Source organism: Kolteria novifilia, assembly GCA_007748055.1.
Taxonomy (GTDB): Bacteria; Planctomycetota; Planctomycetia; order Kolteriales; family Kolteriaceae; genus Kolteria; species Kolteria novifilia.
The window spans coordinates 1946456-1972747 of record CP036279.1; the positions used below are offsets into that span (position 1 = coordinate 1946456).

Annotated in this window: 19 protein-coding genes; 10 read left to right on the forward strand and 9 right to left on the reverse strand. The window is 61.2% G+C overall.

Going from position 1 to position 26292, the window contains the following annotated elements:
• On the forward strand, positions 1-801 hold the full coding sequence (locus Pan216_RS07145; protein ID WP_145256801.1) for an enoyl-ACP reductase FabI: 801 nt from the start codon (positions 1-3) through the stop codon (positions 799-801).
• 91 nt (positions 802-892) lie between these two features.
• Here Pan216_RS07145 and Pan216_RS07150 read toward each other — a convergent pair whose 3' ends face one another.
• The gene (locus Pan216_RS07150; protein ID WP_145256804.1) at positions 893-1291 is read right to left on the reverse strand and encodes a response regulator; all 399 of its coding nucleotides are present in this window, start codon (positions 1289-1291) and stop codon (positions 893-895) included.
• Between the two features lie 351 nt (positions 1292-1642).
• Here Pan216_RS07150 and Pan216_RS07155 point away from each other — a divergent pair, with 351 nt between their 5' ends.
• Complete coding sequence (locus tag Pan216_RS07155; RefSeq protein WP_419193362.1) at positions 1643-5383, forward strand: PAS domain S-box protein; 3741 nt, start codon at positions 1643-1645, stop codon at positions 5381-5383.
• Positions 5384-5425: 42 nt separating this feature from the next.
• Here the strand turns inward: Pan216_RS07155 and Pan216_RS07160 are convergent, their stop codons facing one another.
• The 6 genes from Pan216_RS07160 to dnaK all read right to left on the reverse strand — a co-directional run bounded on the left by Pan216_RS07160 (position 5426) and on the right by dnaK (position 17056).
• Entirely contained in the window at positions 5426-6916 is a 1491-nt protein-coding gene (locus Pan216_RS07160) for a sigma-54-dependent transcriptional regulator (protein ID WP_145256809.1), read from the reverse strand.
• 137 nt (positions 6917-7053) lie between these two features.
• The gene (locus tag Pan216_RS07165; protein WP_145256812.1) at positions 7054-9315 is read right to left on the reverse strand and encodes a serine/threonine protein kinase; all 2262 of its coding nucleotides are present in this window, start codon (positions 9313-9315) and stop codon (positions 7054-7056) included.
• 546 nt (positions 9316-9861) lie between these two features.
• Entirely contained in the window at positions 9862-10620 is a 759-nt protein-coding gene (locus Pan216_RS07170; protein ID WP_145256815.1) for a hypothetical protein, read from the reverse strand.
• Between the two features lie 91 nt (positions 10621-10711).
• Positions 10712-11311, reverse strand: a complete 600-nt coding sequence (locus tag Pan216_RS07175) for a DUF6931 family protein (protein ID WP_145256818.1) — start codon at positions 11309-11311, stop codon at positions 10712-10714.
• A gap of 50 nt (positions 11312-11361) precedes the next feature.
• A complete protein-coding gene (locus Pan216_RS07180) occupies positions 11362-14541 on the reverse strand; it encodes a type VI secretion system Vgr family protein (RefSeq protein WP_419193363.1) in 3180 nt (1059 codons plus the stop codon).
• Between the two features lie 586 nt (positions 14542-15127).
• Positions 15128-17056: a molecular chaperone DnaK gene (gene dnaK / locus Pan216_RS07185; protein ID WP_145256824.1), complete on the reverse strand. Its 1929-nt coding sequence runs from the start codon at positions 17054-17056 to the stop codon at positions 15128-15130.
• A gap of 392 nt (positions 17057-17448) precedes the next feature.
• On the opposite strand from dnaK, the gene pheA reads away from it, so the two are divergent.
• From pheA to Pan216_RS07220, 7 genes are all read left to right on the forward strand, one after another.
• On the forward strand, positions 17449-18564 hold the full coding sequence (gene pheA, locus Pan216_RS07190) for a prephenate dehydratase (RefSeq protein ID WP_145256827.1): 1116 nt from the start codon (positions 17449-17451) through the stop codon (positions 18562-18564).
• Positions 18565-18768: 204 nt separating this feature from the next.
• Positions 18769-19809, forward strand: coding sequence for a 3-deoxy-7-phosphoheptulonate synthase (gene aroF, locus Pan216_RS07195; RefSeq protein WP_145256830.1), 1041 nt, complete (start codon positions 18769-18771; stop codon positions 19807-19809).
• On the forward strand, positions 19806-20582 hold the full coding sequence (tpiA, locus tag Pan216_RS07200; protein WP_419193364.1) for a triose-phosphate isomerase: 777 nt from the start codon (positions 19806-19808) through the stop codon (positions 20580-20582). Before aroF ends, tpiA begins: the two co-directional genes overlap by 4 nt.
• A gap of 213 nt (positions 20583-20795) precedes the next feature.
• Positions 20796-21260 carry a preprotein translocase subunit SecG gene (gene secG / locus Pan216_RS07205; protein WP_419193657.1) on the forward strand — a complete coding sequence of 155 codons (465 nt, stop codon included), beginning with the start codon at positions 20796-20798 and terminating at the stop codon, positions 21258-21260.
• A gap of 125 nt (positions 21261-21385) precedes the next feature.
• Positions 21386-22255, forward strand: a complete 870-nt coding sequence (locus tag Pan216_RS07210) for a YicC/YloC family endoribonuclease (RefSeq protein WP_145256836.1) — start codon at positions 21386-21388, stop codon at positions 22253-22255.
• Between the two features lie 13 nt (positions 22256-22268).
• Positions 22269-22862, forward strand: a complete 594-nt coding sequence (gene gmk, locus Pan216_RS07215; protein ID WP_145256839.1) for a guanylate kinase — start codon at positions 22269-22271, stop codon at positions 22860-22862.
• The gene (locus Pan216_RS07220; RefSeq protein ID WP_145256842.1) at positions 22855-23109 is read left to right on the forward strand and encodes a DNA-directed RNA polymerase subunit omega; all 255 of its coding nucleotides are present in this window, start codon (positions 22855-22857) and stop codon (positions 23107-23109) included. Before gmk ends, Pan216_RS07220 begins: the two co-directional genes overlap by 8 nt.
• A gap of 139 nt (positions 23110-23248) precedes the next feature.
• Here Pan216_RS07220 and Pan216_RS07225 read toward each other — a convergent pair whose 3' ends face one another.
• A complete protein-coding gene (locus Pan216_RS07225; protein ID WP_145256844.1) occupies positions 23249-24505 on the reverse strand; it encodes a hypothetical protein in 1257 nt (418 codons plus the stop codon).
• Positions 24506-25244: 739 nt separating this feature from the next.
• Here Pan216_RS07225 and Pan216_RS28095 point away from each other — a divergent pair.
• Positions 25245-25385: a hypothetical protein gene (locus tag Pan216_RS28095; protein WP_419193365.1), complete on the forward strand. Its 141-nt coding sequence runs from the start codon at positions 25245-25247 to the stop codon at positions 25383-25385.
• A 22-nt stretch (positions 25386-25407) separates the two neighbouring features.
• Here the strand turns inward: Pan216_RS28095 and Pan216_RS07230 are convergent, their stop codons facing one another.
• A complete protein-coding gene (locus Pan216_RS07230) occupies positions 25408-26157 on the reverse strand; it encodes a type 1 glutamine amidotransferase (RefSeq protein ID WP_145256847.1) in 750 nt (249 codons plus the stop codon).
• Positions 26158-26292 lie beyond the last annotated feature (135 nt).

A 26292-nucleotide genomic window follows, 5' to 3' on the forward strand; every position in this document is an offset into this window, starting at 1 on the left:
ATGGATTATCTTCAGTTGGCTGGCAAGTCCATCTTGGTGATGGGGGTCGCGAATCGAAAGAGCGTCGCGGCGCACGTTGGTCGACTGCTGCTGGAGGAGGGGGCCGAGGTCATCTTCTCGGTCCGAAGCGAGAGCCGACGTGAGCAAGTCGCCAAGCTCTTCCCCGACTCGGACATCGTCGTCTGTGACGTCGAACGCCAGGAAGAGATCGACGCGCTCGCCGAGCATGTCAAGGCGTCGGGCAAGCCGCTGCACGGCATCGTTCACTCGATCGCCTTCGCGAACTACTCTGGCGAACCGGCGTCGTTTCACGAAACGCGCCGCGAAGACTTTTTGCAGGCGGTCGATGTCAGTTGCTACTCGCTGATGGCGGTGAGCAACGCGATGCGGGATTGCCTCGATCGCCAGGCCTCGGTGGTGACGATTTCCATCTCCACGACGCGGATGGCGGCCGAGAATTATGGCTACATGGGCCCGATCAAGGCGGCGCTCGACTCGAGCCTCTGCTTCCTGGCCAAGTCGTTCAGCGCGTTCTCGGAGGTCCGTTTCAACGCGGTCTGCCCGGGACTGTTGAAAACGTCGGCATCGGCGGGAATTCCGGGCTACGTCGACTCGTACCTCTTCGCCGAGAAGGTGATACCGCGAGGCAGGGCGGTCGCGACCGAGGAGGTCGCCAACAGCGTGGTCTTCCTACTAAGTCCCCGATCGAGCGGCATCAACGCGCAAGGATTGGTCATCGATGCGGCGATGGCGATCAACTACTTCGATCGCGGCGTGGTACGGGGGGCGCTCGGTTCGTGAGTCGACGCCGTCGCCCTGGGTGACTCCACGACCAAGATGGGGTATCAGCGCGAACGGCGGTGAAGGGGCAGCCGTGGCGGTTGGCGCCGGGTCAATCGCGCGACTTGGCGTTGGAGTCCTCGACCGAAGCGAGCTGACGTTTCTCGATCACGTCTTCCACCGCCTCGGCCAGTTGTGGTTGAGTGAGGGGTTTGCGTAGGAAGCGGTCGGCTCCGAACATCAAGGCACAGTCCCAAAGGGCCGAACAAGGTGTCTCGGAGATGACCAGGATGCCGCAGTTGAAGCGTTGCCGGAACTCACGGACGACTTCGAGGCCATCGTGATCGGGCATGATCAAGTCGCAGATCAGTAGGTCGAAGGGACCATCCTCGGCGAGCTTGATTCCTTCATCGGCATGCGAGGCTTTCGCGATTTGATGTCCATCGAGTAGGTGTTCCACATCCTTGAGGGTCTCTTCGTCGTCATCAATGACTACGATTCTGCTCATCATGATTTTCCTATGCCGCGACAGGGGACGTCGCTTCCCCGCTTCGGTCACATGCAAGCCTTGTTCCCTTTTGAGGAATGGCGCTGAGCCGAAGTCGCGATTGTAATCGCAGTCTCAAGGATATCAATCGTTTCACGTTTCAACTGGTCCGACGCGGTTGGGCTCCCCCCGTCGCGGCGTGGTCGCTCACGAGCCACGGCGGATCGAAATTGCTCACGCGATCGCGCGATTCCCTACGGGTTTGACGAGGGATTGACGACCGGGAGCGGATGTCGGAATCTATAGGGGCGAAGGATCGTTCCCAATCGTGACCGAGAAGATTCGGTCTCGGTTATTCACATGGAGGTGGGTCGAATGTTCTTCAGGTTCGCGCTACCGATGAGTTTGGCGATCATGGCGATCTCGGTCGCCGTCGTCACCCAGTACGAGTCCTCCGCCCAAGCGAACATTGTCACCGTCGTTCTCGCGATCGCGGCGATGCTTTGCGCCACCTCCCACTTGATGATGCGACGACGCATCCATCGGCTGACCGACGCCGTCGAGTCATTCGCCGGTGGTGATGTCGAAGCTCGCTGCGGGCTCTGCGGGTTCGACGAGTTGAGCGCTCTCGGACGGGCCTTCGACCGGATGGCGGAACAGGTCGCGAAGGCTCGCGACGCTCTCGAGGGCAAGGTCGCCGAGCGCGATGCCGCCGTGGGGGCGCTGGTTCGCAGCGAGGAACGTTTCCGCTCCGCCTTCGAGAACGCCCCGATCGGGATGGCGCTGGTCAGCCCCGAGGGACGCTTGCTCCAAGTCAACGATCGCTTCGTGCAGATGATCGGCTACGAACGCGACGAGATCGGCGCCAAGAATGTCGAGGAGATCCTCCATCCCGACGATCGCGATCTTCGCCGAGCCCACGTGAGGGATTTGCTCGACGGGCGCCTCTCCTATTACCGAATCGAGAAACGCTACATCCGCAAGGATGGCGAACTCGTGACGGCGATCATGACCTCGACGTTGCAGAAGAACGCCGACGGGACGCCGTTGTTTTTCATCTGTCACATTCAGGACATTACCTGCCGCAAGAAGGTCGAGGAGGAGCTACGTCGGCTCAATGAGGAACTCGAGCGGCGGGTCGAGGATCGCACCCAGGCGTCGCGCGATTCCGAGGCGAAATTCCGGGCGTTGCACGAGGCGACCAGCGCGGCGGTGATGCTGCACGATGCCGAGACGCTACGGTTTATCGAGTGCAATCGCGCCGCCCTGGAGATGCTTGGGCACGATCGCTACGAGGAGCTCATCGACAAGCGCCCGGTCGATGTCAGCACCGGCGACTGCGACTGTTGGGAGTCCAACAACCGGCAACTCGAGGAACACTACCGCACGGCCCTGCGGACGGGAAGCCATCGCTTTGAATGGTGTTGGCGCCGCAAGGACGGCACCGAATTTCCGGTCGAAATCCTGCTCTCGCCGATCATGCTCCGCAACCAGCCCCTGGTGCAAGCCGTCGTCACGGACATCACCGATCGCAAGTACGCCGACGAGAAGATTCGCACCAGTCAGGAGCGACTGACGGTGGCGCTGGAGGCGGCCAACATCGGTCTCTGGGACTGGCAAGTCGAAGGCAGCAAGCTCTACCTGAGCGACCAGTGGTACCACATGTTGGGGTACAAGCCGGGCGAGTTACCAATGAGCTACTCGACCTGGGAGAAGCTCGTCCACCCGGACGATCTTCGGCGGACCCGGCGGGCGCTCTTTCAAACGCTTCGCGGACGTACGGTTCGTTGCAACACCGAGTTCCGCATGAAGGTCAAAACGGGCGGCTGGCGCTGGTTCCTCAGCCGGGCGCGGGTCATGGACTGGGACGCCCAGGGTCGGGTTCGACGGATCGCCGGTGTCCATCTGTCGATCAACTCGATCAAACGGACCGAGGCGGAACTGCGGCATGCGAAGGAGGCGGCCGAAGCGGCCAATCGCGCCAAGAGCGAGTTCCTCGCCAACATGAGTCACGAGCTGCGCACGCCGCTCAATGGCGTCATCGGGATGGTCGACTTGCTTCATCAGACCGAGCTCGACGCGACGCAGCGACGCTACACCGAGGTGACGCGGGCCTCGGCCGATCTGCTCTTGTCGGTCATCAACGACGTGCTCGACTTCTCCAAGATCGAGGCCGGCAAGCTCGAACTCGAAACGATCGACTTCCGCATCGCCGACATCGTCGAGGATGTCGCGTCGGTCCTGTCGGTCAAGGCCGAGGGGAAGGGGCTCGACCTGATGTGCGGGCTCGAGCCGGAAACGATCATGACCCTTCGCGGCGACCCGTCGCGACTGCGGCAGATCTTGGTCAACCTCGTTGGCAATGCGATCAAATTCACCGCCGAGGGCGATGTCTCGATCCACGCCGGGGTCGAACGGACCGAGGTGGACTGCGCGTTGGTTCGGTTCGAGGTCCGCGACACCGGCCAGGGTATTCCGGTGGAACGCCAAGCCGACCTGTTCGACGCCTTTACCCAGGTCGATTCCTCGACCACGCGTCAGTATGGCGGATCGGGGCTCGGATTGGCGATCTGTCGGCAACTCGTCGAGCAGATGGATGGCGAGATCGGAGTCGAGAGCACCCCCGGCGTCGGCTCGCTCTTCTGGTTCACCGCGCGGCTGCAAGTACCGACGTGCGAGCCCAACATACAGGACTCCCACCGCGACGCCGAACTCTTTGATGGGCTCAAGGTGCTCGTCGTCGACGACAGCTCGACCCACTGCCAGATTATTCGCGGCCAGTTGGGCGAACTCGGGATGGTGATTGACGACGCTCAAAGCCCCAAGGTCGCCATTTCCAGGCTACGCGAGGCGGCGCGAACGGGATCCCCCTATTCGTTCGCGCTACTCGACGGCCAGATCGCGGGCAGGGACGGGATCGAACTGGCACGCCAGATCAGCTCCGATCGGCCGTTGAGCGAAACGAAGATCGTGATGTTGAGTGCTCAGATTGCTAAGTTGTCGCGCGAGCAGCGCCAGGCACTGCGAATTGTCGCCTGTGCCGTGAAACCGATTTGGCGCTCCCAGCTGATCAGCATCTTTCGTGACGCGCTGCGCCGCGGCAAACCGGCTCGGCGAGCCGTACCCGTCCGCGAGGTCGAACCGGCCGCGCTCGGAACGGGGCGACGCGTCCTCGTGGTCGAGGACAACTGCATCAACGCCGAAGTCGTGGTCTACATTCTCCAGCAAAACGGATTCGAATGCGACCACGTCGAGGATGGCCTCCAGGCCGTCGACCGCGCGACGTCGGGCAAGTACGACGTCATCCTGATGGACTGTCAGTTGCCGGTGATGGACGGCTATGAGGCCGCGCGTCGGATTCGGGAACATGAAGAGTCGCGCCGCTCCTTGGAAGGGTACCAGCATGCCGTCCCGATCATCGCGCTGACGGCCACGGCGACGCGAGTCGACCGGGAGCGTTGTCTTGGCGTGGGGATGAACGACTACGCCACCAAGCCGGTCAATCAGGAGACGCTACTGCGGGTGATTGGCAAGCAATTGTTGGCTACGGCGACTCCCGACAGCGTGTCGAGTCCGGCCGTCGATGGTGCGCTTGCTCGTCTCGTCTCGGCTCCGTTGGCCGCCGAGAGCGCGTCCGTCTCGGGGCCGATGAGCGCCGAGAGCGCGTCCGTCTCGGGGCCGATGAGCGCCGAGAGCGCGTCCGTCTCGGCTTCGACCAATAGTGAAGCGGCGCCTTCGGAGGCGAGTGGTTCCGACGAGAAAGTGCTCGACCTGGAACGTTCCCTCGAGCGCACGCTTGGGAACGCCGACTTGCTCGCGACGCTGGCGGATCGCTTCCTGCAAGAGACCGAGGAAGTGGTTGGGGAACTGGGACAGCTTGCCGCGTCGGGAGATCTGTCGGCATTCGCCAGGCTCGCCCATCGGCTGAAGGGGCAGGCCAAGACGTTCGAGGCCGATGCCGTCGTTGGCTACTGTTGCAGTTTGGAGGTCTTGGGGGATGAGGGGAACGCCGCCGCGATCCCGGAGTTCCTCTCGGCACTGGACGCCGCGCTCGCCGAGCTTCGCAAGCAGTTGGCCCTGTTCATCGAACAACAGCGGTCGCCGATTGCCCGGTAGCGCCGGACAGGCTCCAGCAACTGGCGAGCAATGGCTCGCCTTTCAGTCGGCCGCCATGCTCGAGATGACATCGTCGCATTCCTCGCCCGCTCTCACGACCTGATCGATCTGAATGCCGAGGTTGCGGATCTTGTTTCGCAAGCTACTGCGCGTGATGCCGAGGATCTCGGACGCGTGGGATTGATGCCCACCGGTGTGCTCGAGCACCCGCCGAATGAGGAATCGCTCGAGGTGTTCGATCGAGTCCGCGTAGAGGCTGGTCGTTCCCTGTTCCAGGTTTTCCGCGAGGAACTGGGACCAATGGAGTTCGTCGTCGTCGCGCTGTCGACGATCGCGCGTCGAGGAGCGGTGGTCCTCGTCGGGCTCGCGAATCGTTTCGGGGAGGTGGTCGACCATCAGGATCGACCCGGAGGCTTGAATAATCGCCTGCTTCAGGGCGCTTTGCAGCTCCCGGATGTTGCCCGGCCAAGGATAGTTCGCCAGCATCTCGAGCACGTCGGGAGCGATCTTGGTCACTTCGCTATCGAGCTCTCGGCCGAAGCGGCGCACGAGATGATCGACGAGCGGACCGAGATCCTCGATCCGGTCTCGCAGCGGCGGCAGCACGATGCTGACGACATTGAGGCGATAGTAGAGATCGGCGCGAAAGGTCTCCTCCGCGACGAGACGTTCCAGGTCGCGATGGGTCGCGGCGATGATCCGCACGTCGGTCGCGATCGTCTCGTTTCCGCCGACGCGTTGAAAACGCTGCTCCTGCAGGACGCGAAGAATCTTGCTCTGCAGAGGCAGCGGCATGTCGCCGACCTCGTCGAGGAAGAGGGTTCCGCCGTTGCACTGCTCGAACTTGCCGATCCGGAGCCGGTCGGCGCTGGTGAAGGCACCCTTCTCGTGGCCGAAGAGCTCGCTTTCCAGGAGATTCTCGGGGATCGCGGCGCAGTTGATCGCCATGAAGGGGCGATGGGCTCGTTGACTATGTTGGTAGATGGCGCGGGCGACAAGTTCCTTGCCGGTGCCGCTCTCTCCCCGAAGTAGGACCGTCACGGCGCGAGGGGCGACCCGGCCGATCGACTTGTAGACCTCGCGCATCGTCGCGCTGTTGCCGATCAGGGCTTCCCCCTGCTGCTGATCGTCGACGGGGTTCTCGCCGAGGGAGACGGTCACCGCCATGAGATGCCGCATATTCAGGGCGCTACTGATCAGTTGGCCGACATGCTTGAGGTCGAGAGGTTTGACGAGGTAGTCGTAGGCGCCGAGTTTCATCGCCTCGATGGCCGAATCGCTTTCGCCATTGGCGGTGATGACGATGATCGGCACAGTGGCGTCGATTTCGGTGAAGCGTTCGATCGCCTCTAGGCCCGACATGTCCGGTAGGCGGACGTCGAGCAAGACCGCGTCGGGAGACTCCGCCCGAAAGGACTCGAGCCCTTCCTCGGCGCTGACGACGGAAGTCAACGCGTACTTGGGACGAGTGAAGGTGTTTTGCAGTAGGGTGTGAATGAGTGGATCGTCATCCACGACAAGTAGCCGGTCCATGAGTTCCATCTCTTGGGAGGGTCGGCATTCCAGCCTTCCATGATTGTCACCCAAAGGCTAACGCAAATGGGGCTTCGTGGAAAGGGCAGGATCGCACTTCGCGGGGCTCTCGCCTCGGGGGGGAGACGTGTTGCCGACTATTCGACGTGACCCCGAGGAGAGACGATTCGCAGCGTCACGAAGACGACCACCAGCAGTAGACTCAGGCTTGCGATGGAGAGAACGGTCATCATGTAGTAGGGCGTGGTGCGGATGAACTCCCGCGCCGCCCGGTTGTGCCCATGGACACTGATGGGAGTCTGGGCGATGCCGCCGATGAAGAGGCGATCCTCCGGGTTCGAACAGGGTAGGTAGAGCCGGTGACACCAGGTGAAGTGTGTCCCGTCGGTCATCAGTGGACGATCAAGGCTCTTTGAGTCCAAGAATTCCTCGTAGCTGGGCAGCGCCGGACCGAGGATGCGGTCGAGGTTGGGCGGCGACTTGGTCTCTTGTTCGTGAAGGGAGAAGAGCTCGTTGCCGGTCGCGTTGGAGAACCAGTAGACCAGATGCGACTCATGCGGGGCCGAGAGGAAGACATCCTCGAAGAGGGTGACCGGATTGGCCTCGAGGACGGCGAGAAGATCTCGATCGTCCCCCGGAAGATGCAGCGGTGTCGCCGCCAAAATCACCGGGCAACGCGAGTTGTCCGAGTTCCTGATGGCGCCGATGAAGGTGCTGAACTCGTCCGTCTGGAGGTCGGCGATCTGGGCACGCCAGCGCGGATCGATCTGGCTCCACTGCTGTTTCGCGATGCAATCGCCGTGGCTGGAATAGGTTCGGAGAATGTGCATCGCTTCGGGATCGACGACGTGAAGCGCCCGAATATATCGGCGGAACCTCGAGACGCTGTCGATCAGCGAATTGATGTCGAGCGGGTCGAGGTTGTTGCCCTTGGATCGCTCCTCCAAATGGGAGGCGAGGACCCGAACCAGGACCGACTGATGCTTGATCCGCTCCTCGATCACCGCCCAAGTCGCGGAAACCTCCGTATGGACGTAGTCCGCCAGGGCTCGCCCGGATGTCCAAAACATCCAGATGGAAATGGTGATCAAGCCCAGGAGGGTTAGGAACACGCTCGAAATCGTTGCGAGGGCCGGGGCGGGGTTGCGGCGTGACCACCGAACCAGGCGTCCGATCGGGCGGACATGGGAGACCGACGTCGGCTCGTCGCTGAGCCAGTTTTCCACATCGGCGATCAACTCCTTCACGCACTGGTAGCGATCTTCCCGTCGATGCGCCATCGCCTTGTGGCAGATCGCGCCCAACTCTTCGGGAACGGAGAGGCTGCCAAGTTGCTTCTCCGGGCGGGAGTTGGTGGCGATTCTCGCGAAGAAGGCGTGCATCGACTCCTTGCCGCGCCGCTGATGGGGAGGCGAGCCGGTTAGAATAGTGTAGAGAACCGCTCCCAAGCCGAAGACGTCGGTTCGCTCGTCGATGTACTTCGTGCTGCCAGAGGCTTGTTCCGGGGACATCCACATGGGCGTTCCCATCGCTTGGCCTTGTTGGGTCAACTCGTCGTTTTCCTCGGACCACTGAACGCTCCTGGAGGAGGCGTTCGCATCGTCCATGATTTTGGCGATGCCCCAGTCGAGCACGAAGACGCTCCGAAAGTCGCTGAGCACGATGTTGGAAGGTTTCAGGTCGCGGTGAATGATGCCGTTGGCGTGAGCGTACGCGATCGCGGCGGCGGCGTTGAGGAACTGGTGCAACAGCGATCGCAGTTCGGACTGCCGCTTGTGATGCGAGTGTTTGGCTTCGTGCAGATCCTTGACGGCGGCTTGCAGCGTCTGACCTTCCAGTAGCCTCATGACGTAGAAGGGTGCGGTGCCGTCCTCGCCCTGGTGGACGTGATAGACCGGTACGATGCTGGGGTGCTCCAATCGCGCGGTGATGCGCGCCTCGGAGACGAAGCGGCGAGAGACCTCCTCGTCGCTGGCGTACTTGGGCTTGATGCACTTGAGCGCGACTTCTCGACCGGTCGAGACCTCGGTCACCTTCCAAATCTGCCCGAGTCCGCCTTCGGCATGGACGGAGTTCTTCAGGTAGTTGCGTTCCGCGTCTTCTTGACGACTGGATTGCTTGAGAGCCTCGACGTAGGCCCAGAGTCGTCTGGTGGCGATCCCCTTCAGCAGCGCGGCTTCGAGTTGATCTCGGTTCCAGTCACACTGACGGAGCTCTTCCTCCAAACAGTCCATCAATTCCCGGACTGCCTCGTTCGTGAGAAAGTCCTCGTCGACCAGGCGGCGCGAAAGCGCCTGATCATGCCGCTTCGCTTGCGTTTCCAAGGTGACGAGCGACTTCACGTCAATGGCGATGTCTCGAAGGATCATCAGGATGAACAGATCGTCGTATTTGTTCATTCCAGTTCGTTTCCTTGCCCGCTTGGTTCACGTCCTTGTCTTGTGATCCCGGGCATGTGAGGGGTGATGGATCGCTCTTGCGGGCCTTTGGGCGGTGGCCAGGGGCTCCGCGGCGCGGCGAAACCGTTCAAACGGAGGATGCGAATACGTGACGAATGGTCCTTCTGCTCCCCACTAACATGGAAGTTGGTGAGTAAAAAGCAATGGGATCTCTCACAACCAACGCCCGATGGAGAAAGTCGTTCCGTCGACCCTCGGAAGAGATAGGGGGGTGACTATAGAAGAACTCTTAACATTAACTTCACTGGGAGTGAATCGACTGGGTTCGAGCAGGGGGGGCGACTTGGGCCACTTCTTCCCGCGCCATGCGGAAAGAAACGACTCCGTCATTGACCGTTCGACTTCTAAGAAGGCTGGTCTCTACGTTGTCGGATAGGCTGACAAAACGTAAGTCCTGCACAATCTCTATCCTTGAATTCACGACTCGCCCGTCTGCTCGTGGTGAGGTCACCGTTGAGACGTCGAGCGGGCCGCCACGCGAAGAGCCTACTTGTCGTCCCCATCTTCACCACTTTCACGTCGCCAGCGTTCGAAGAGCTGGCGTTCCTCGCTGATGTCCCGCGAATGAGTCTCGCCGAGGTGGGACGTGTCGTGGAAATCCTGTTCCATCGACGTTTCATCGAGCCACGTCTGCAAACCCTTGACCCGACCCTCTTGTTCGGGGGAAGTCTCCGAGGACAAGGGCTCGATCGCTGGTTCCATTTCTTCGGAACCGGCCTCCGCGGCGCCTTTCTTCACGCTATCTCGGGGTAGGTTCGTATCCCGGACCCAACTTTCGAACGACGGCCCTTCGTCCAGCGCGGCGCCGCGCGCCGCTGAGTCGACGCGGAATCGTTCCCGAAGCTCTCTTGCCAACATGGGGGCGAGCGTCGGATCGGGCTCCTTGCGAGGAGGGCGCGCCACCGGCGTGAGCTTTTGGCGACGCTCTTCGAGTCGTGCCTTTTTCTCTTGAGAAACCCTTGCCGCCTTCGACTTGATCTCGTGCGCCTTGGCGGCGAGGTCGTCGGTCTTCTTTCGGAGTGCCTCAAGGCAACCGCCCAGTTGATCGGGAACCTGTTCGAGCACCGCAAAGGACGAGGCGACCGACGTATCGAGAAACGCTTGGAGTTCCGCCAGTTGTTGTCCCGAGGGTGGCGAATGGGCGGAGACTTCGTCGCCGACCTTCGTCAGGTGCCGCGAGACGGACGCCAGCTTTTCCTTTGATTGGCGAAGAGCCTCTGCCAGTTGCTCGGCGGGACTAGTCATCGCAATGCTCCCATCATTCTCTTGGAAGGCGTCGAGGTTCGTGTGAGTGTCGTCGACGGGTCCCTCGATCGACGCTCGTCGATTGATGCCGCTACGGGACGATGGTCTCTGGCTGCTCCCAGGTCGCCCGTCCGGTCGCGACATCGAGTCCGAAGAGTACCAGTTGAGTCTCCGACACCGCGACGGCATTTCGATGGGCCGCGACCAGGGCCATTTGGGAGGCGGCGACGAGGGTCTTGGCGGCCCCGAACGCGTTTCGTGGCTTGAGCGTCGTCTGGTCGTCCGAGAGTCTACCCGCGAGTTCCGCCGCTCGGGCGCAGCAACCTCCGGGCGTTCGCAGCCGATCGGCACGCCACGCGCCCCCGACCTCCTGGAGTTGCGGCCTGGACGGCTCGATCACCCATCGCACGACCGTCTCGATCAAGTCATGTTGGACGCCTGACGTCTTCCGGTTCGAGGCGTGCCAGGCACACAGGCAGCCCCACCATACCGCATCGCGCAGCGGCAAGACGAACGGAGTCACTTTCAACGCGTCGCTGATCAGGTCGCCATTTAAGAGCGTTTCGGGCAACTTGGCGAAGTCTTCGGGGGCGAACGAGCGAACGATCTTCCGCGCGTCGAGGCTCAGAAGCCGTTTCTCCGTCAGCGCGAGTCCGTCGGTGATCGCTGGCTCCCCGTGGTGGTTAGGCATGTTCGTCCGGTTCCTTGTCATTCCGCGGGCATGGTGGCGAACTTGCTCGCTCAAACATCTTGTAGGATCGAAGGAGCCGATTGATTGATCGCGGCACTCGCTTCGTGGTTGATGATCGTTCCGGTCATCTCAATGCCCTCGGCGGTAAGAGCGATGATGCTGGCTCCGTAGGACAGGACGATCCCTTCGGGCGTCATGATCAGCGATGCGACGTCGTCGACGTTCATCGCGATCGTCGAGAAGGACTTGATGAGGATGCCGGCACCATAGGCGAGCGTGACCGAGTCCGCGGTCACCCCGTCGTCGGCCGAGGCCGACATCGTGAAGGAGAGCTCCTCGGGGACGGCTTGCACCATCGCCTGCATCGTTAGCGCCGAGTGTTCGATCTTCATGCCGAGGTCGCCAAGTGCGATGGTCCCGAAGTCGGTCCGCAGGGCGCACGTCGAGGCGTTGACCGAGAAGAGATCATCGGCCTGGACGTGGACGCAACTGTTGGAGTTCAGGGCGATCATTCCATCGGTGTCGACGATGAAGTTGCCCGAAGAGTAGTGGTAAAGATCCTTGGGAGTCATCCCTCCGGTGCCATTGATCTTGGCGGTGATCAGCGCCGGGATCGACGTCGTTTCGAACGCGGTCATCAGACTCAACCCCGTGAGATCGTCGAGCGTCGACGCCAGGGAGACGCCCAGTTTCTCGACCGCCTCGGCCGACTGGGTCGAGATGACCGGCGTGTCGTCGATTAACCGCAGAGCGATGTCGGCGATCTCGGTGCCGACTTCGGCCAAGGTCTCCATCTTGCGAACCTCGCCGGTCATCAACTCGATCGCTCCAAGCATCTCTCCGTAGTAGCGAGCGACCGTGGAGAACTCGTTGACGGCATTCCGGCCCGTGGTGCCGTCGCGCATGTCGCAGAGCCCCGCGACGATCTTCTGGCTCAGGAGTATCGCTGTGTAGCCCCCCCACATGAGGGCGAAGACCGTGTTGCTGAGCAGGGAAAGTGGTGACATCGTGATCGAAGGAACCCCGCCGACCACATAGCTGTGCTTGCTGTGGTGTTCCAGGTTCCGGTAGCTGGTGTACGTGCAACGATCGCCATCCGCACGGCCGACGTAAGCGACGTTCAACCCGGTCGAGGAGAGCAAGCCCGCGAGTCCGGCAAGAGGCGGGAAGTAGCAGGCCGCGAACGCCAACTGCGACATGGCCGACGAAGAGTGTTGATGGGTGCTCGCCGCTGTCGAGACCAACGCGTTGTCGGCGAGATGGGTCTCGGTGCCGAAGTTGGCGTAGAGATCCCGCGTACTCATCCAATAGAGCTTCAGGCCGACCGACTTCCAGACATCGTCGCTAAAGGGCAGGACGAACTCGTCGTCGAACTTGATCGTCACGCCGAGTTGGTCGATCCCCCGCATGCCGCCGATGATCGTCAGCATCGAGTTGTCCATGAACGACGCCCGCTCGTTCTTCGCGACAACGTAGTGGTTGCCGTAGCAGTCCAGAAGCATGTCCTTCGCGGAGCGAAGATGCAGAAACTCGCTGCCGCTCTTATCGCCGATCGCGATGCCGCTGAACGAATCGCTATCGGTGGAGTCGGTGATCCTCGGGAACGTCACCTCGTCGGTCGAATCCGATTCCGCGATGTTTGTCGTGTCCGTGGAGGCGGAGGTCGAGTCGGACGAAGGGGCGGTCGAGGTGGTCGATCCGTTGGTGCGACTCTGGACACCGCTGCGATGCTTTTGTTCGGGAAGCGTCTGCGGCGGAGGATTCTGGCCGTTATAGACGCTTCCATAGACGAGGGGACAATCGGGATCGCCGTTCTCGAAGCCAATGACGACTTCCTGCCCGACGCGCGGGATTTGGAGGCTTCCCCAACTCTTGCCCGCCCAGCCTTGCGCGACGCGGACCCAGCAAGAGTTGTGGTCGTTCTCCGACCAAGGGAAACGAACACGGACTCGACCATACTTGTCGGTGAAGATCTGGTCTGACCCCGAGTTGGTCGTTCCGTCGAAACCGATCACGAGGGCCGTTTGATGTCCCATGACCACCGGTCGCGTACAGCGCGTCACGGGCCGAAAGCGAAGCGACGCGGGGATCGCCACGACGTCACTTTCGTAGGCGGTCGCTTCCGCGTCGTCGGCGATATACTCGCTCATCCGAATGCGATGGCGTTGACGGGTGACGAAGTACTTCGCGGATTCTTCCCCAGACAACGTCGCGTCGAACCGATATCCGCAAGCGAGGGACGGGCAGTTGCCGCTCGCTTCCAAGCGGACGCTCGAGGAGGCAAGCTGCTCGGCGGAGACGCGCGCCGACTGCTCCATCGTTTGGGAGACCGTCTCGAGAAAGCCGTGGAGTTCCTCGGCTTCTCCATTCAAACCGATCGAGTCGAACCGCTTGACGAAGGGGCCCGGGAACTGGTGAACGATCGCCTGGTTGGTCGGCCGGTGGTGAAGCTGGTAGGTCGTCTGCCCCGAGTGGACCGCCGCGGGGATGTGTTGGACTCGATTCAGTGGAAAATCGGGATCCTGGAACGCGACGGCGCGAGTCGCGAACTGTTGCGCCGTCAACTCCTGCCGACGGCGACAATTCCAAAGGGATCGCTCGTTCTTGGGCGGTCGGGGACTCGGCGATATGGGGAGGTTGGGAAGGTCGCTCGTCGGGGCGATCGTCGAATCGTTGGCGATGATCAGTCGCCCGCTGGAGTCGACCTGCTCGAAGTAGAAATAGTAGCCCTCCTCCTCAAGCAGCCGCTGGGCAAAGTCAACGTCGGACTCGCCATACTGAACGCAGTAGTTTCGCGGCGTTTCTCCTTGGAGACGCGAGCAATCGGCGTGGTCTCCGAGGACTTCCGAAAGGATGGCGGCCACGGTCTTGTCTTGGAAGATGCGGAAGCGCCGGTTCTGGGTGAGTGGCCAAACAGTCGGCACGAAATCCATCTCGTAGCGAGTGAAGTCGCCTTCCGTGCCGATCTCGGCGACTGTCTGGATCAGTCCCTGAAACTGCCTGACGACGGGGGCGTTCGCGGCGTCGTCATCGCGGAGCGACAGTGTGGCGCTGATGCCGAGGAGTCTTTCGAACGGGAGCGTCTCGGAGGCGGGGCTCACGGCTTCGAGTCGGAAGCGAAAGAGCTCCGAGACGGCTTCCTCGCCTTCAAAGCCGACGAGAAGGAGGGCGTCTCCAAGCGAGGTGGTGAGTTGGGCGGAACGCTGTTGTTGGGATGGATGCTCTGGCAAGTTGGTTCTTCCTAGGGTTGGAGCAAACTTCCTGTCGGAGCCGGCATCAAGTCGGACCATGACCTGCCAACTTCGCGGCCTATTCCTAGCGATAGAACGTAAAGAGTGCGCAAATTTCTACGCCAATAGAATCATGGGACTTTCTTAGGGCGTCAAAGGAAGCACGGGGGAGGCGTTTGGCGAGGTGACGACTCGTAGGCGAACGGCGAAGAGGAAGTGTCGCGACGATAACAAAACATTCGGTTTCTAAGCTACGAAGGGGTGAATTCGTCGCAAAAGGTCTCTTACCGTTCACGTCCGAGAGATTGGCCAGACGAAAGGCTCTTCACGCGTCGGCATGGCACCCAAAAAGTTAGGTCTTGACGGAGCCTAGGGCTCCGCGATCGTGCCTTTCGTTGGGCGAGAAGCGCCTTTCATTCGGCAAGTCCCCAACGGTAGGGGGCGAGGAGACCGCTTGCGGCCGGCATCGATGTGCTGGTGCGATGATACCGGAGAGCGCGAAAGCGCAACGAAAACGGCCCGCCGTTTCGGGCGGGCCGGTTGAGACGCGTGATGACGCCGGTTGGGTGACTCGGCGGAGGAGCGACTAGTTCTTCTCTTTGTACTCCACGTCGATCGTGTCGCCGTCGGCGTCGCCCGAGGGAGCGCCGGCACCAGGATCGGCCGGTCCGCCTCCGGGAGCCTCTGCCCCGGGAGCGTCTTGCTGCCGCTGGTAGATCGCCGAGCCCATCGCCATCAACCCTTGCTGGAGTTCTTCAAGAGCCGTCTTGATGGCGGCGGCGTCGTCGCCCTTGGCCGTTTCGCGAACCTTCTCCATGGCTCGCTCGATCGGCTCCTTATCGGCGGCGGAGATCTTGTCGCCGTGCTCCTTCATCTGCTTTTCGGCTTCGTAGCAAGTCTGGTCGGCCATGTTTCGGGCGTCGATCAGTTCCCGCTTTTTCTTGTCCTCGGAGTTGTGCTCCTCGGCGTCGCGACGCATCTGCTCGACTTCGTCTTGCGAGAGGCCGCTGGAGGATTCGATCTTGACCGACTGCTCCTTGCCGGTGCCTTGATCCTTGGCGGAGACATTCAGGATGCCGTTGGCGTCGATCGAGAAGGTCACCTCGACTTGCGGCATGCCACGCGGAGCCGGAGCGATCCCGTCGAGGCGGAACTTGCCGAGCGTCCGGTTGTCGTTGGCGAACTCCCGTTCTCCTTGGAGGACGTGAATGTCGACCGCCGTTTGATTGTCCTCCGCCGTCGAGAAGGTCTGCTTCTTGTCGGTCGGGATGGTGGTGTTCTTCTCGATCAGCTTGGTCATCACGCCGCCAAGCGTCTCGATCCCGAGCGACAAGGGGGTGACGTCGAGCAGGAGGACGTCGGAGACCTCGCCAGCCATGACGCCGCCCTGGATCGCCGCGCCGACCGCGACGACTTCGTCGGGATTGACGCCTTTGTGGGGTTCCCGGGCGAAGAGGGTCTTGACGAGTTCCTGAACCTTGGGAATCCGGGTCGATCCGCCGACGAGAACGACTTGGTCGATGTCGGCTGGCTTGAGTTTGGCGTCCTCGAGCGCCTGCAAGCACGGGTGCTTACAGCGTTCAACGAGGTTGTCGACGAGTTGCTCGAACTTGGCCCGGGTGACGGTCATGCTCAAGTGCTTGGGACCGGACGCGTCGGCCGTGATAAACGGGAGGTTGACGTCGGTCTGCATCTGGCCGGAGAGTTCCTTCTTGGCTTTCTCGGCCGCTTCCTTGAGTCGCTGCAGCGCCATGTTGTCCTGACGCAGGTCGATCCCGTGATCCTTCTTGAACTCGTCGGCGATGTAGTTGATCAACTCCTCGTCGAAGTCGTCACCGCCAAGATGGGTATCTCCATTGGTTGAAAGGACGTCGAAGACCCCTTCGGCGACATCGAGGATGGAGATATCGAAGGTACCGCCACCGAGGTCGAAGACGGCGATCTTCTCGCTCTTGCCGGCTCCCTTGTCGAGACCGTACGCGAGGGCGGCCGCGGTCGGCTCGTTGATGATCCGCATCACCTCGAGGCCGGAGATCGTGCCGGCGTCCTTGGTAGCTTGCCGCTGGGCGTCATTGAAGTAGGCCGGGACGGTGATGACGGCCTTGTTGACCTTGTGTCCGAGGTACGCTTCGGCAGCTTCCTTGAGCTTGCGAAGGACCATCGCCGAGATTTCGGGGGGAGTGAACTCATCATCGTCGATCTTGACTTTGACGAGTTCGTCGGGCCCGCCGGTCACCTCGTAGGGGACCATCTTCTCTTCGTTCTGGACCTCGTTGTGACGACGACCCATGAACCGCTTGATGCTGAAAACGGTCTTGGTCGGGTTGGTGATGGCTTGGCGCTTGGCGGGGTCGCCGACCAGGCGATCTCCCTTGTCCGTGAACGCGACGACGCTCGGGGTGAGTCGGTTCCCCTCTTGGTTGGGGATCACCGTCGTGTCTTTGCCTTCCATCACGGAAACGACTGAGTTGGTGGTTCCCAGGTCGATTCCAATGATCTTTTCTCCGTCTGCCATGATGAAGTGCTCCTTCTTGAGCCTGAATCACTCACTCCGCGGCGTCCCCCAGTCGAGAAGACACTCGGTGCCGTTCTCTTTGCAATCATCGTGCCAGGAGATGATCTCTCGGGAGCGAAGTGGTGTAAGGGTTTATGGATTCCTTGGTTAGGAGTTGTGTCAATTGTGTGCCGTGTTTGGCAGTCGGCAAGACGGCTGCCAATTTTGCATCGTGATTGGGGCTGGTCTGCGGGATGTGCCAATTTGGCATGGGCGGCGTTGACGCTTTGGGGAAAAGACGTTGGCGAACGCTTTCGTTTGCTTGACTCTGCCTTTTTGCTTCAGTAACCTACGTCGCATGTTGAATTTCGGCTGTTAACATCCAACCTTCATCATTTGTTCGGCGCTCATTTATGGCCCAAAAGAAGGGAACCGGCTCGACACGCTCCGCGTCCAAGCTCGACAGTCTCCGCAACCAGATCGATCGCCTCGACCTCCAGTTGCTGAAGCTCGCGAACGATCGGGCAAAGCTTGCGGTCGACATCGGCAAAATCAAGGCTGAGCAAGGAGTTGAGGTCTTTTCCCCTGCTCGGGAGGACGAGATCCTCACCCGGATGGTGGAGAAGAACACCGGGCCGCTCGACAATCGTGCCGTCCGGGCTCTCTTTCGCGAGCTAATGAGCGCAAGTCGTTCGCTCCAAAGAGGGTTGCGGGTCGCCTATCTTGGCCCGGAATACAGCTTCAGTCACCTCGCCGCTCTTGAGAAGTTTGGCAGCTCCGTCGACTACGTCCCCGTCGCGACGATCGCCGGGGTCTTCGAGATCGTCAATCGTGGTCAGGCCGACCTTGGGCTCGTTCCGGTCGAGAACTCGACCGATGGCCGGGTCGCCGACACGTTGGACATGTTTACTCGGCTGCCGCTGAAGATCTGCGCGGAAGTCTCCCTCAAGGTTCATCACAACCTGCTGGCGATGTGCTCCCTCGCCGATATTCGGCGAATTTACAGCAAGCCGCAGGCCCTGTCGCAATGCCGGAAGTGGTTGGCGACCAACGTCCCGCAGGCGCAACTGAAGGAAGTCGCGAGCACCACCACGGCGGCTCAACTGGCCAAGCAGGAGCCGCACGCGGCGGCGGTGGCCAGTCGGCAGGCTGGCGTAAAGTATGGTCTCAACACGCTTTGCGAAGATATTGAAGACTTCGAGAACAACGTGACGCGGTTCGCGGTCGTCGGTCACCAGGCCAGTCCCCGAACCGGCAAGGACAAGACGTCCATCATGTTCAAGATTCCCGATCAACCGGGAACGCTCAGCGATGTCTTGGCGATTTTCAAGAAAAACAAGATCAATATGAGCTGGATCGAGTCGTTTCCGGCCAGAACCGACGGCAAAAAGAACGAATATGTCTTCTTTGCCGACCTGACTGGCCACACCAACGAGATCAAGATCAAGCGAACGATCGAAGCCATCGGCCGCAAATGCGAGAACCTGGAGGTTCTCGGATCATTCCCTCGCGGGGAATGTTTCGACTAAGCGTCGACGCGGATTTGGAGTTCCGAACCGGCTTCGCCTGAGCCGTGGTCTCTCCCCCCGCATCGCGTGACGTTTCTAATCACCACTAAGTCGGATCTCAATTCGGCGTCCTTAGCTCCTTTGATGTAAGTCGACGCATCGATATGATTCCGACGGGGGAAGTGCTTCCGATACGGGAGCCCACCGAGTCTATCGAGTTCACTCATGATCATTGTCATTAAACCCAACGCCACCGATGCCCAGATTGACCATGTCGTCGACAGGGTCAAGGAACTCGGGTTCACGCCGCACCTCAGCACCGGAACCGAGCGGACGATCATCGGGGTGATTGGGGACGAGGACCGTCTTCGCGCCGAACCGTTGCAGGCGATCGACGGCGTCGAGCAAGTCATCCCCGTCCTCAAGCCGTTCAAACTCGCCAGCCGCGAAAAGCACCGCGAAGAGACCGTCATCGATGTCGGAGGTGTCAAGATCGGCGGCGGCAACCTCATGATGATCGCCGGTCCCTGCGCCATTGAAGGGGAGGAGATCCTCTTCGACATCGCCAAGAAGGTGCGGGCCGCGGGCGCGAACGTCTTGCGAGGCGGCGCCTTCAAGCCGCGGACGAGCCCTTATAGCTTCCAGGGATTGGGCGAGGAAGGGCTCAAGATTCTCCGCGCCGCCGGCGATCGCTACGAGATGCCGGTCATTACCGAAGTGATGGACCCCAGGCAGGTCGAACTCGTCGAACGCTACACCGATCTCTTCCAGATCGGAGCTCGCAACATGCAGAACTTCAATCTGCTCAACGAAGTCGGTCAGACCAACAAGGCGGTCGTGCTCAAACGCGGGATGGGGGCGACGGTCAAGGACCTGATCATGTCGGCCGAGTACGTCCTGTCCAACGGCAATCAGAACGTCATTTTGTGCGAGCGTGGGGTGAAGAGCTTCGAGTCCTCCACCCGCAACATGCTCGATCTTTCGGCCGTGCCGAACGTGAAAGGCCAGTGCCATCTTCCGATCATCGTCGATCCGAGTCACGCGACCGGCCGGCGCGATCTGATCCCCGCGATGGCTCGTGCCTCGGTGGCGGCTGGAGCCGACGGCGTTCACATCGAAGTTCATTCGTGTCCGGAAAAGGCCCTGTCGGATGGGCCGCAGGCGCTCTTGCCCGACGAGTATCACGAACTGATGCAGGAGTTGAGCAAGCTCGCCGACGTCTTGAACAAGCAAATGACCTACGCGCATCAGGGAGCCAACGCGTGAGCGATCGACGCCCATTCATCGCCGGCAATTGGAAAATGAACCTCGTCCGGGAAGAGGGGGAGCGGCTCGTTCGCGACCTCATCCATTCGGTCGGTGAGGTGAAGGAAACGGACATCGCGGTTTGCCCGCCGTTTCCCTACTTGTCCGATCTGCACGACGTGCTGGTCGGCAGCAATGTCGCCCTGGGCGCCCAAAACATGTCGTTCGAAGCCAAGGGAGCCTTCACCGGGGAAGTTTCCTCGTCGATGCTGCTCGACGTCGGCTGCAAGTACGTGATCCTCGGTCACAGCGAGCGTCGCGAACTCTACGGCGAGGACGATGAGGCCGTCAATCGCAAGGTCAAAGCCGCCGTCGACGCGGGCCTCAAGCCGATCGTTTGCGTCGGGGAACGCCTCGAACAGCACGAGGCGGGTCAGTCGCGCGACGTCTGTAGCACCCAACTTCGGGGAGCCTTTGTCGGCATTCCCCCCGAGCAGTTCCGTCAAGTCACTATCGCCTACGAGCCGGTCTGGGCGATTGGCACCGGCCGCGTCGCGACTCCCGAGCACGCCGAGGAGATTCACGGCCACATCCGCGAACGGCTCACCGATGCCTTTGGCGCCGACCTCGCGCTGCAAACACGCATCCTTTACGGCGGCAGCGTCAAGCCGAGCAACGCCGAGGGACTCCTTTCCCAGCCAAACGTCGACGGGGCGCTCGTCGGCGGAGCGAGCCTCAAGGCCGACGATTTCGCCGGCATCATCCACGCGGCCGAGAAGGTCGCGATGTCGTAGTTGTCCCCGTCGTTTGGGCTGGTCAGTGAATCCACGAACCGATACATTGACGGTTGCGGACGAGGGATGACCGCCTTGGCGCGATAGCGAACACAAGGGGTCAGGTCTCTCTTTTCTCGAGTAAGAGAGAGACCTGGCCCCTTTTCCTATCGCATGGATGCTGTGAAGGACTCTCACGTGTTGGTGGCTTTTCTTTATTTTATCCTGTTTCTGATGTCGGTCTTTCTCATCCTGGTGATTTTGGTCCAACGTGGCCGGGGCGGTGGCTTGGCCGGGGCACTCGGAGGCATGGGCGGCAGCAGCGCGTTCGGCACGAAGTCGGGTGACGTCTTCACTTGGATCACGGCCGGCTGCTTCCTGGTCTGGCTCTGCATGAACCTTGGCCTCAACTGGCTCATGGCGGACAACACCGTCTTCACCGGCGGCGACGAAGCGGGGCAATCGATTGTTGCGCCGGGCGAACCGGGTACCGGAGCGATCGACATCAAGGATCCCGCGGCGAAGCCGGACGGAGCGGGTGTCGTGCCGGTCGAAGAAGAAAGCGACAGCGCTCCCGCGAAAGCTGCCGATGCCAAGCCCGCCGCGGAGGAGAAGTCTGCCGAGAAGCCAGCTCCTCCCGCCGAGAAGTCGGCCGCCGAGAAGAGTGCTGACGCGAAGGCCGAGACGCCGAAGTCGTAACCTCGCCGCGACCCCGTGGTTCGCTGGCTGACGAATTTCGCTTGAGATCCCGTTCGCTACCCGTGGCAACGAGCTGATCGACCGTCAGCATTCACCGACCGACCCCGTCGAGGGAGAGAACATCCTTGCTCACCAGCATGACGGGATTCGGCCAGGCGCGCGAGGAGCGGGACGGGCTGAACTGCTCGGTCGAAGTTCGATCGGTCAACAACCGCTTCCTCAAGGTCGTCTCGAAGCTTCCCGATTCGCACGGGAGCTTGGAACTCGACATCGAGAAGGCCGTGAAGGAGAAGATTGGCCGCGGGACGGTCTACATCACCTTCCACCTGCGCCGGCTCGCGTGCGAGTCCACGTATCAGATCAACACCGAGGTGCTTCGCGTCTATCTCGGCCAGCTCGCCGATCTGGGTGTCGATCGCTCGCAGATCGTCGGATCGCTCCTGACGTTGCCCGGCGTGGTCAACGAACCGACCGAGGAGAAGGATCCGCAGCAAGACTGGGCGCTGATGAGCGAGACGCTCCGGCAGGCCCTCGAGCGGCTCCTCAACATGCGTCGCGACGAAGGCGCGGCGATGCACCGTGAGCTTCAGGATGCTTCGGGACGGGTCGCCGGCGAACTTGACGCGATCGGAGAGCACGCGACGCGGACCGCTGAGGCCTACCGCAACCGGCTGCTCGAGCGGGTCGGCAACTTGCTCAAGGACCGGGGCGTGACGGTCGCCGAGAGCGACCTGATTCGGGAGGTGTCGATCTTCGCCGACCGGGCGGACATCACCGAAGAAGTGACTCGGCTGAAGAGCCACTTGCGGCAGTTCGACGAGATCATGCGGAGCCAGGCCAACGTCGGCCGCAAGCTCGAGTTCGTCGTGCAGGAGATGCACCGCGAAGCCAACACGATCGGCTCGAAGGCGAACGACATCGCCATCTCGCGCCGCGTGGTCGAGATGAAGAACGAGATCGAACGGATTCGCGAGATAATTCAGAACGTAGAATGACACGGCGAGAACGATGGCCGAGGCGGAACGTGGACTCCTTATCGTCATCTCCGGCCCCAGCGGAAGTGGAAAATCGACGCTGGTTCGAGAGTTGATGCGCGACGGGGAATTTCCACTCAGCTTCTCGGTCTCGGCGACGAGCCGGCCGCCCAGACCCAATGAGCGGGACGGGATCGACTATCTGTTTCTTCCGCGCGAGCGTTTCGAGCAGATGCGCGATGGCGGTGAGTTTCTCGAGTCGGCCGAAGTGCACGGGCATCTCTACGGGACGCCGAAAGGCCCGGTGGAGCAAGCCCTCGCGGCCGGAAAATGGGTTCTCTTGGACATCGACGTCCAGGGATTTCACCAAGTGCGCGAGATGATGCCCGACGCGGTCAGCATCTTCGTGCGGACGCCGACCTTGGAGCTGGCGGCGCAGCGGCTCAATGAGCGGGGAACGGAGTCCGAGGAGGTGATCGCCCGGCGGATCAAACAGGCCGCCCGCGAAATGGCGCACGCCCCCGAGTACGACTATCAGTTGGTTAACGAGTCTCTTCCCCAAGCGGTCTCGACGTTTCGGACGCTGCTGTGGGGAGTACGAACCCTCCGAGGTTGCAAACATGATTGATGAGTTGCGGGAAGAAGAGATCGTCAACAAGGTCGGTGGACGTTTCAAGCTGACGACGCTGATTCAAAAGCGGTTGATCGCCCTCAACGCCGGGGCTCGTCCGCTCGTCTCGATGCACACCAGCAACAAGATGGAAATCGTGATCCGCGAGATCATGGAAAACAAGATCGAACTCGACAACACCGGCGTGGTTTCCACGATCGAGGATCAACTCTCCGACGCGGGTGACTTCGACGAGGAATTCTAAGCTCGACCCGTTCCGCCCTCGCGTGGGCAACGTTTCTCTTTAAGTCGACAAGTACAAAGGCAGGTCCATTGCGGCCTGCCTTTGCCATTTCTTGGGGCTCTTTGAGAGACGTCCCCGCCTGTTCGGGCCTTGTCGCTCGTTAGAACGTGATCGCGAAACCAGCGCGGGGACCGAACATCCACAGAAAGTCGATCGCCTTGTGATCGCTCAGGAAGACGTCGACATCGTCGGCGAACTGGCCGGAAGCGCGATCGACTCGGTCGAGGTAGAGCATCTGGAAGCCGCCGTAAGCGGTCAACCACTTGGTGATGAAGAGCTCGGCGGTCGCGTTCCCCTCGAAGAGGGCGGAGAACTGCGTGCGCGAGTACTCATTGACCGATGCTCCCACCACTTGGGTGCGATCGTCGACGATGTTCGCGAGCATCGCGATCTTGGTTTCCCAACTGATGCGAACCCGCTTCACGACTTGTGATCGGATCTTGAAGACGAACTGCGGGCCGATCATGTTGTTTTCCGTCTGAGCCCGGAGTGCTCCCTGGTTGTCGGCGAGTTGGTCGACGTAGGTGACGGTGACCGTCTCGTCGAGCTGGTACCAACGCACGCCGAGGCCAAGCACGACGTCGTTGATGTAGGTCTTCAACGGCGTCCAGTGTCGCAAGATGTTCGCGTCGACCGAGTAGTTCCGCAGGTCCCAGTCCATGAACATGTCATCGGCGACTTGGGGGAAGCCGGGAGGAAGATTCTCGAGGGGCCCCGGGCCAAGTCCGCTGTTGTTGGAGAGGAAGTAGGCGAAGTCAGGCGTTCCCAACGGAATGCCTTCCCGATCGGGGCCCAGCAACAGGAAGAAGGTACTGTCGATCGACCACGGAATGCCGAAGTGGTACTCGCCGATGATTCGCGCCCCGGTAATGTAGGGTTGGTTCAGCGTGGTGCGAACCTGCTGTTCCCCGAAGGGATACTGCGTGGCGAGGGAGACCGACTGCTTCATGTTCGGTTGGAGAAAGACCGCTTCGGCCTTCGCTTCCAGGCGCGGCGCGGGATCCCAGCAGCTCACCGTCCAACTCTTCGGGATCGGCGGTGCTTCGGGAACTTCGGGCACCTCGACCGGATCGGGTTGGTAGTGAAGGAATTGGCTGACCTGCCGCACGGCGGGATCGATCGCCGGTTGAACGCCGGCGGATCGCGCCTGCTCGTAGGCGACCGCGGGTTCGACGCCGCCGGTGGTTGGCGGAGCGGACATCAAGTACGGGTTGGTCGTCACGCCTTGACCCGGCAGGGCGGCAGATTGGCCTCCGGTTACCGGTGCTGATGGCCGCGTGGGAGGAGCTTGCGCTTCCGCCGCGCTGACGCTTGCGGTCATGCAGATCGTGACGATGACGAGGAGTCTGGCTCGCATTGGCTCACCTCGGACAACAAGCGGTGGTTGGCCGCTCGTCGAAGCGTTCGGCCCCACGTCGTCCGTCCCGGGACGCGTGGGAGTGATTACTCGATCTCAGAAACATCACCTCGTCGCGGATCACGAAGTTGGGCTGGCGTTCGCCTTGCCCTCGCGGTTCCCCGACCAGGCTTCGTTCCTGAGGACCAGTCATTCCTCTCTTTAGTGTGATCGCTCGGTTGACGACGCATTGGGGCTCGTTCGGTCGTCCCGCCAGGTAGCGTTGATCGCCCTGGCGAACCTCTGGCAACGGCCCCCGTGCCGACGAAATCACTCCGCGAAGAGGAGTAGCAGTCTTCCCTCACCCTGCTCATCGGCGTTTATCGGCCCGCAAAACCAGTCGACTCGAACGTTTCCTGAAAATCGTTGGAACAGGCATCATCCCGAGGTTTTACCTAGTCTCCCATCTTGTCTGGTGTGGCGCGGTTGTCTTGAGAGCGGTGGTGAGATTGCGGGTGATGGCCCCTTTCGGAGCCTCCCTCTAACTCCGCCTTGGTCAAGGGGGAGCACTTCGAAGCCCTGGTCGATGGCGCTGGCGGGGATCGCGGGCCGTTCAAGGGACGATGGAATATTTCCGGGTTTGGCGCGTTCCTTGCATAGCCCTCTGAACGTTCAAGTCATCAGGGCCAGGTGCCGATGGCATCTGTTCGGAGAGACTGCCAAGGGAAACGATTCACACTCTCGCCTGGGGGACACGATCATGGATTGGAAGAGTCAACTGCTCGTCAATCACGGCTATCAAGTCGTTTGGATGTCCGAGGACTACTGCTGTGCGTGCCGCGATGGCCGGGACGTCATTTTTCGCTGGTCCGGAGAACGCTGGGTCGTCCGCTCGATCTAGCTCGAAGAATGGAGCGGGCCCTCTAGCGAGTGGTCGTATCCGCCCCCACGATGGAGCCTTGCTCCCGAACCTGTTGGACGAAGCGGCGAAACGCCGCGGCGACATCGGGGGTCTCTCGGACGCTCGCTAGGAATTCGTCGACCGTCATTCCGGTCGTGAGTTTGAGATACTCGGGATACTGCCGAATCCGCTCCCCCAAATCGGAGGCGGAAAGCTCCGGGTGAAACTGGGTTGCGTAGATCGGCCGTCCCTCCATGCGGTAGGCTTGGTTGGGAACCTGGTGCCCTTTCGCCAACCGGACCGCCCCGGGCGGCAAGTCAATCACGTGATCCTCGTGTCCCATCTGTGCCCAGAAGGGATCGGGGAGGGCCCCGAAGATGGGGTCTCGTCGACCCTCCTCGGTGAGCCATACCTGGTGTGAGCCCACTTCCGCGATTCTGCGATCGTTCCTTACGGTTCCACCGAGTGCCCGGGCAAAGGCCTGAAATCCCCAACAAGAGGCGAAGGTCGGCATGCCGCGATCGACCAATAGTCGCAGGCTTTCCAGGGCGCGCATCAGCCATGGCTCCGAACTGCATGCCGAATAGTCACCACTCCCTCCCAGCAGAACCAGGTCCACGCCCGCAAGCGATTCCGTGGTGAGCGGTTCGTTCAAGAGATCGAAGGTTTCGAACTGACGCGGGTCGCACGCGAGCGTCCTGGCGAAGCACGTCACCTCTTGGTGACGCATCGGGTCATCGGCGTTTCGAACCTGGAGAAGAAGAAATCGCATGCGAATTCTCGGTAGCTCGTGGCGGTGTGAAGAATCGGCTTACCCAAAGAGGCGACGCGGGTCGTGCCCCGAGTGTTGCCATTCGGAGACGACTTGCTCCTTCGTTGTCTCATCATGATACGAATCGCTCGTGTG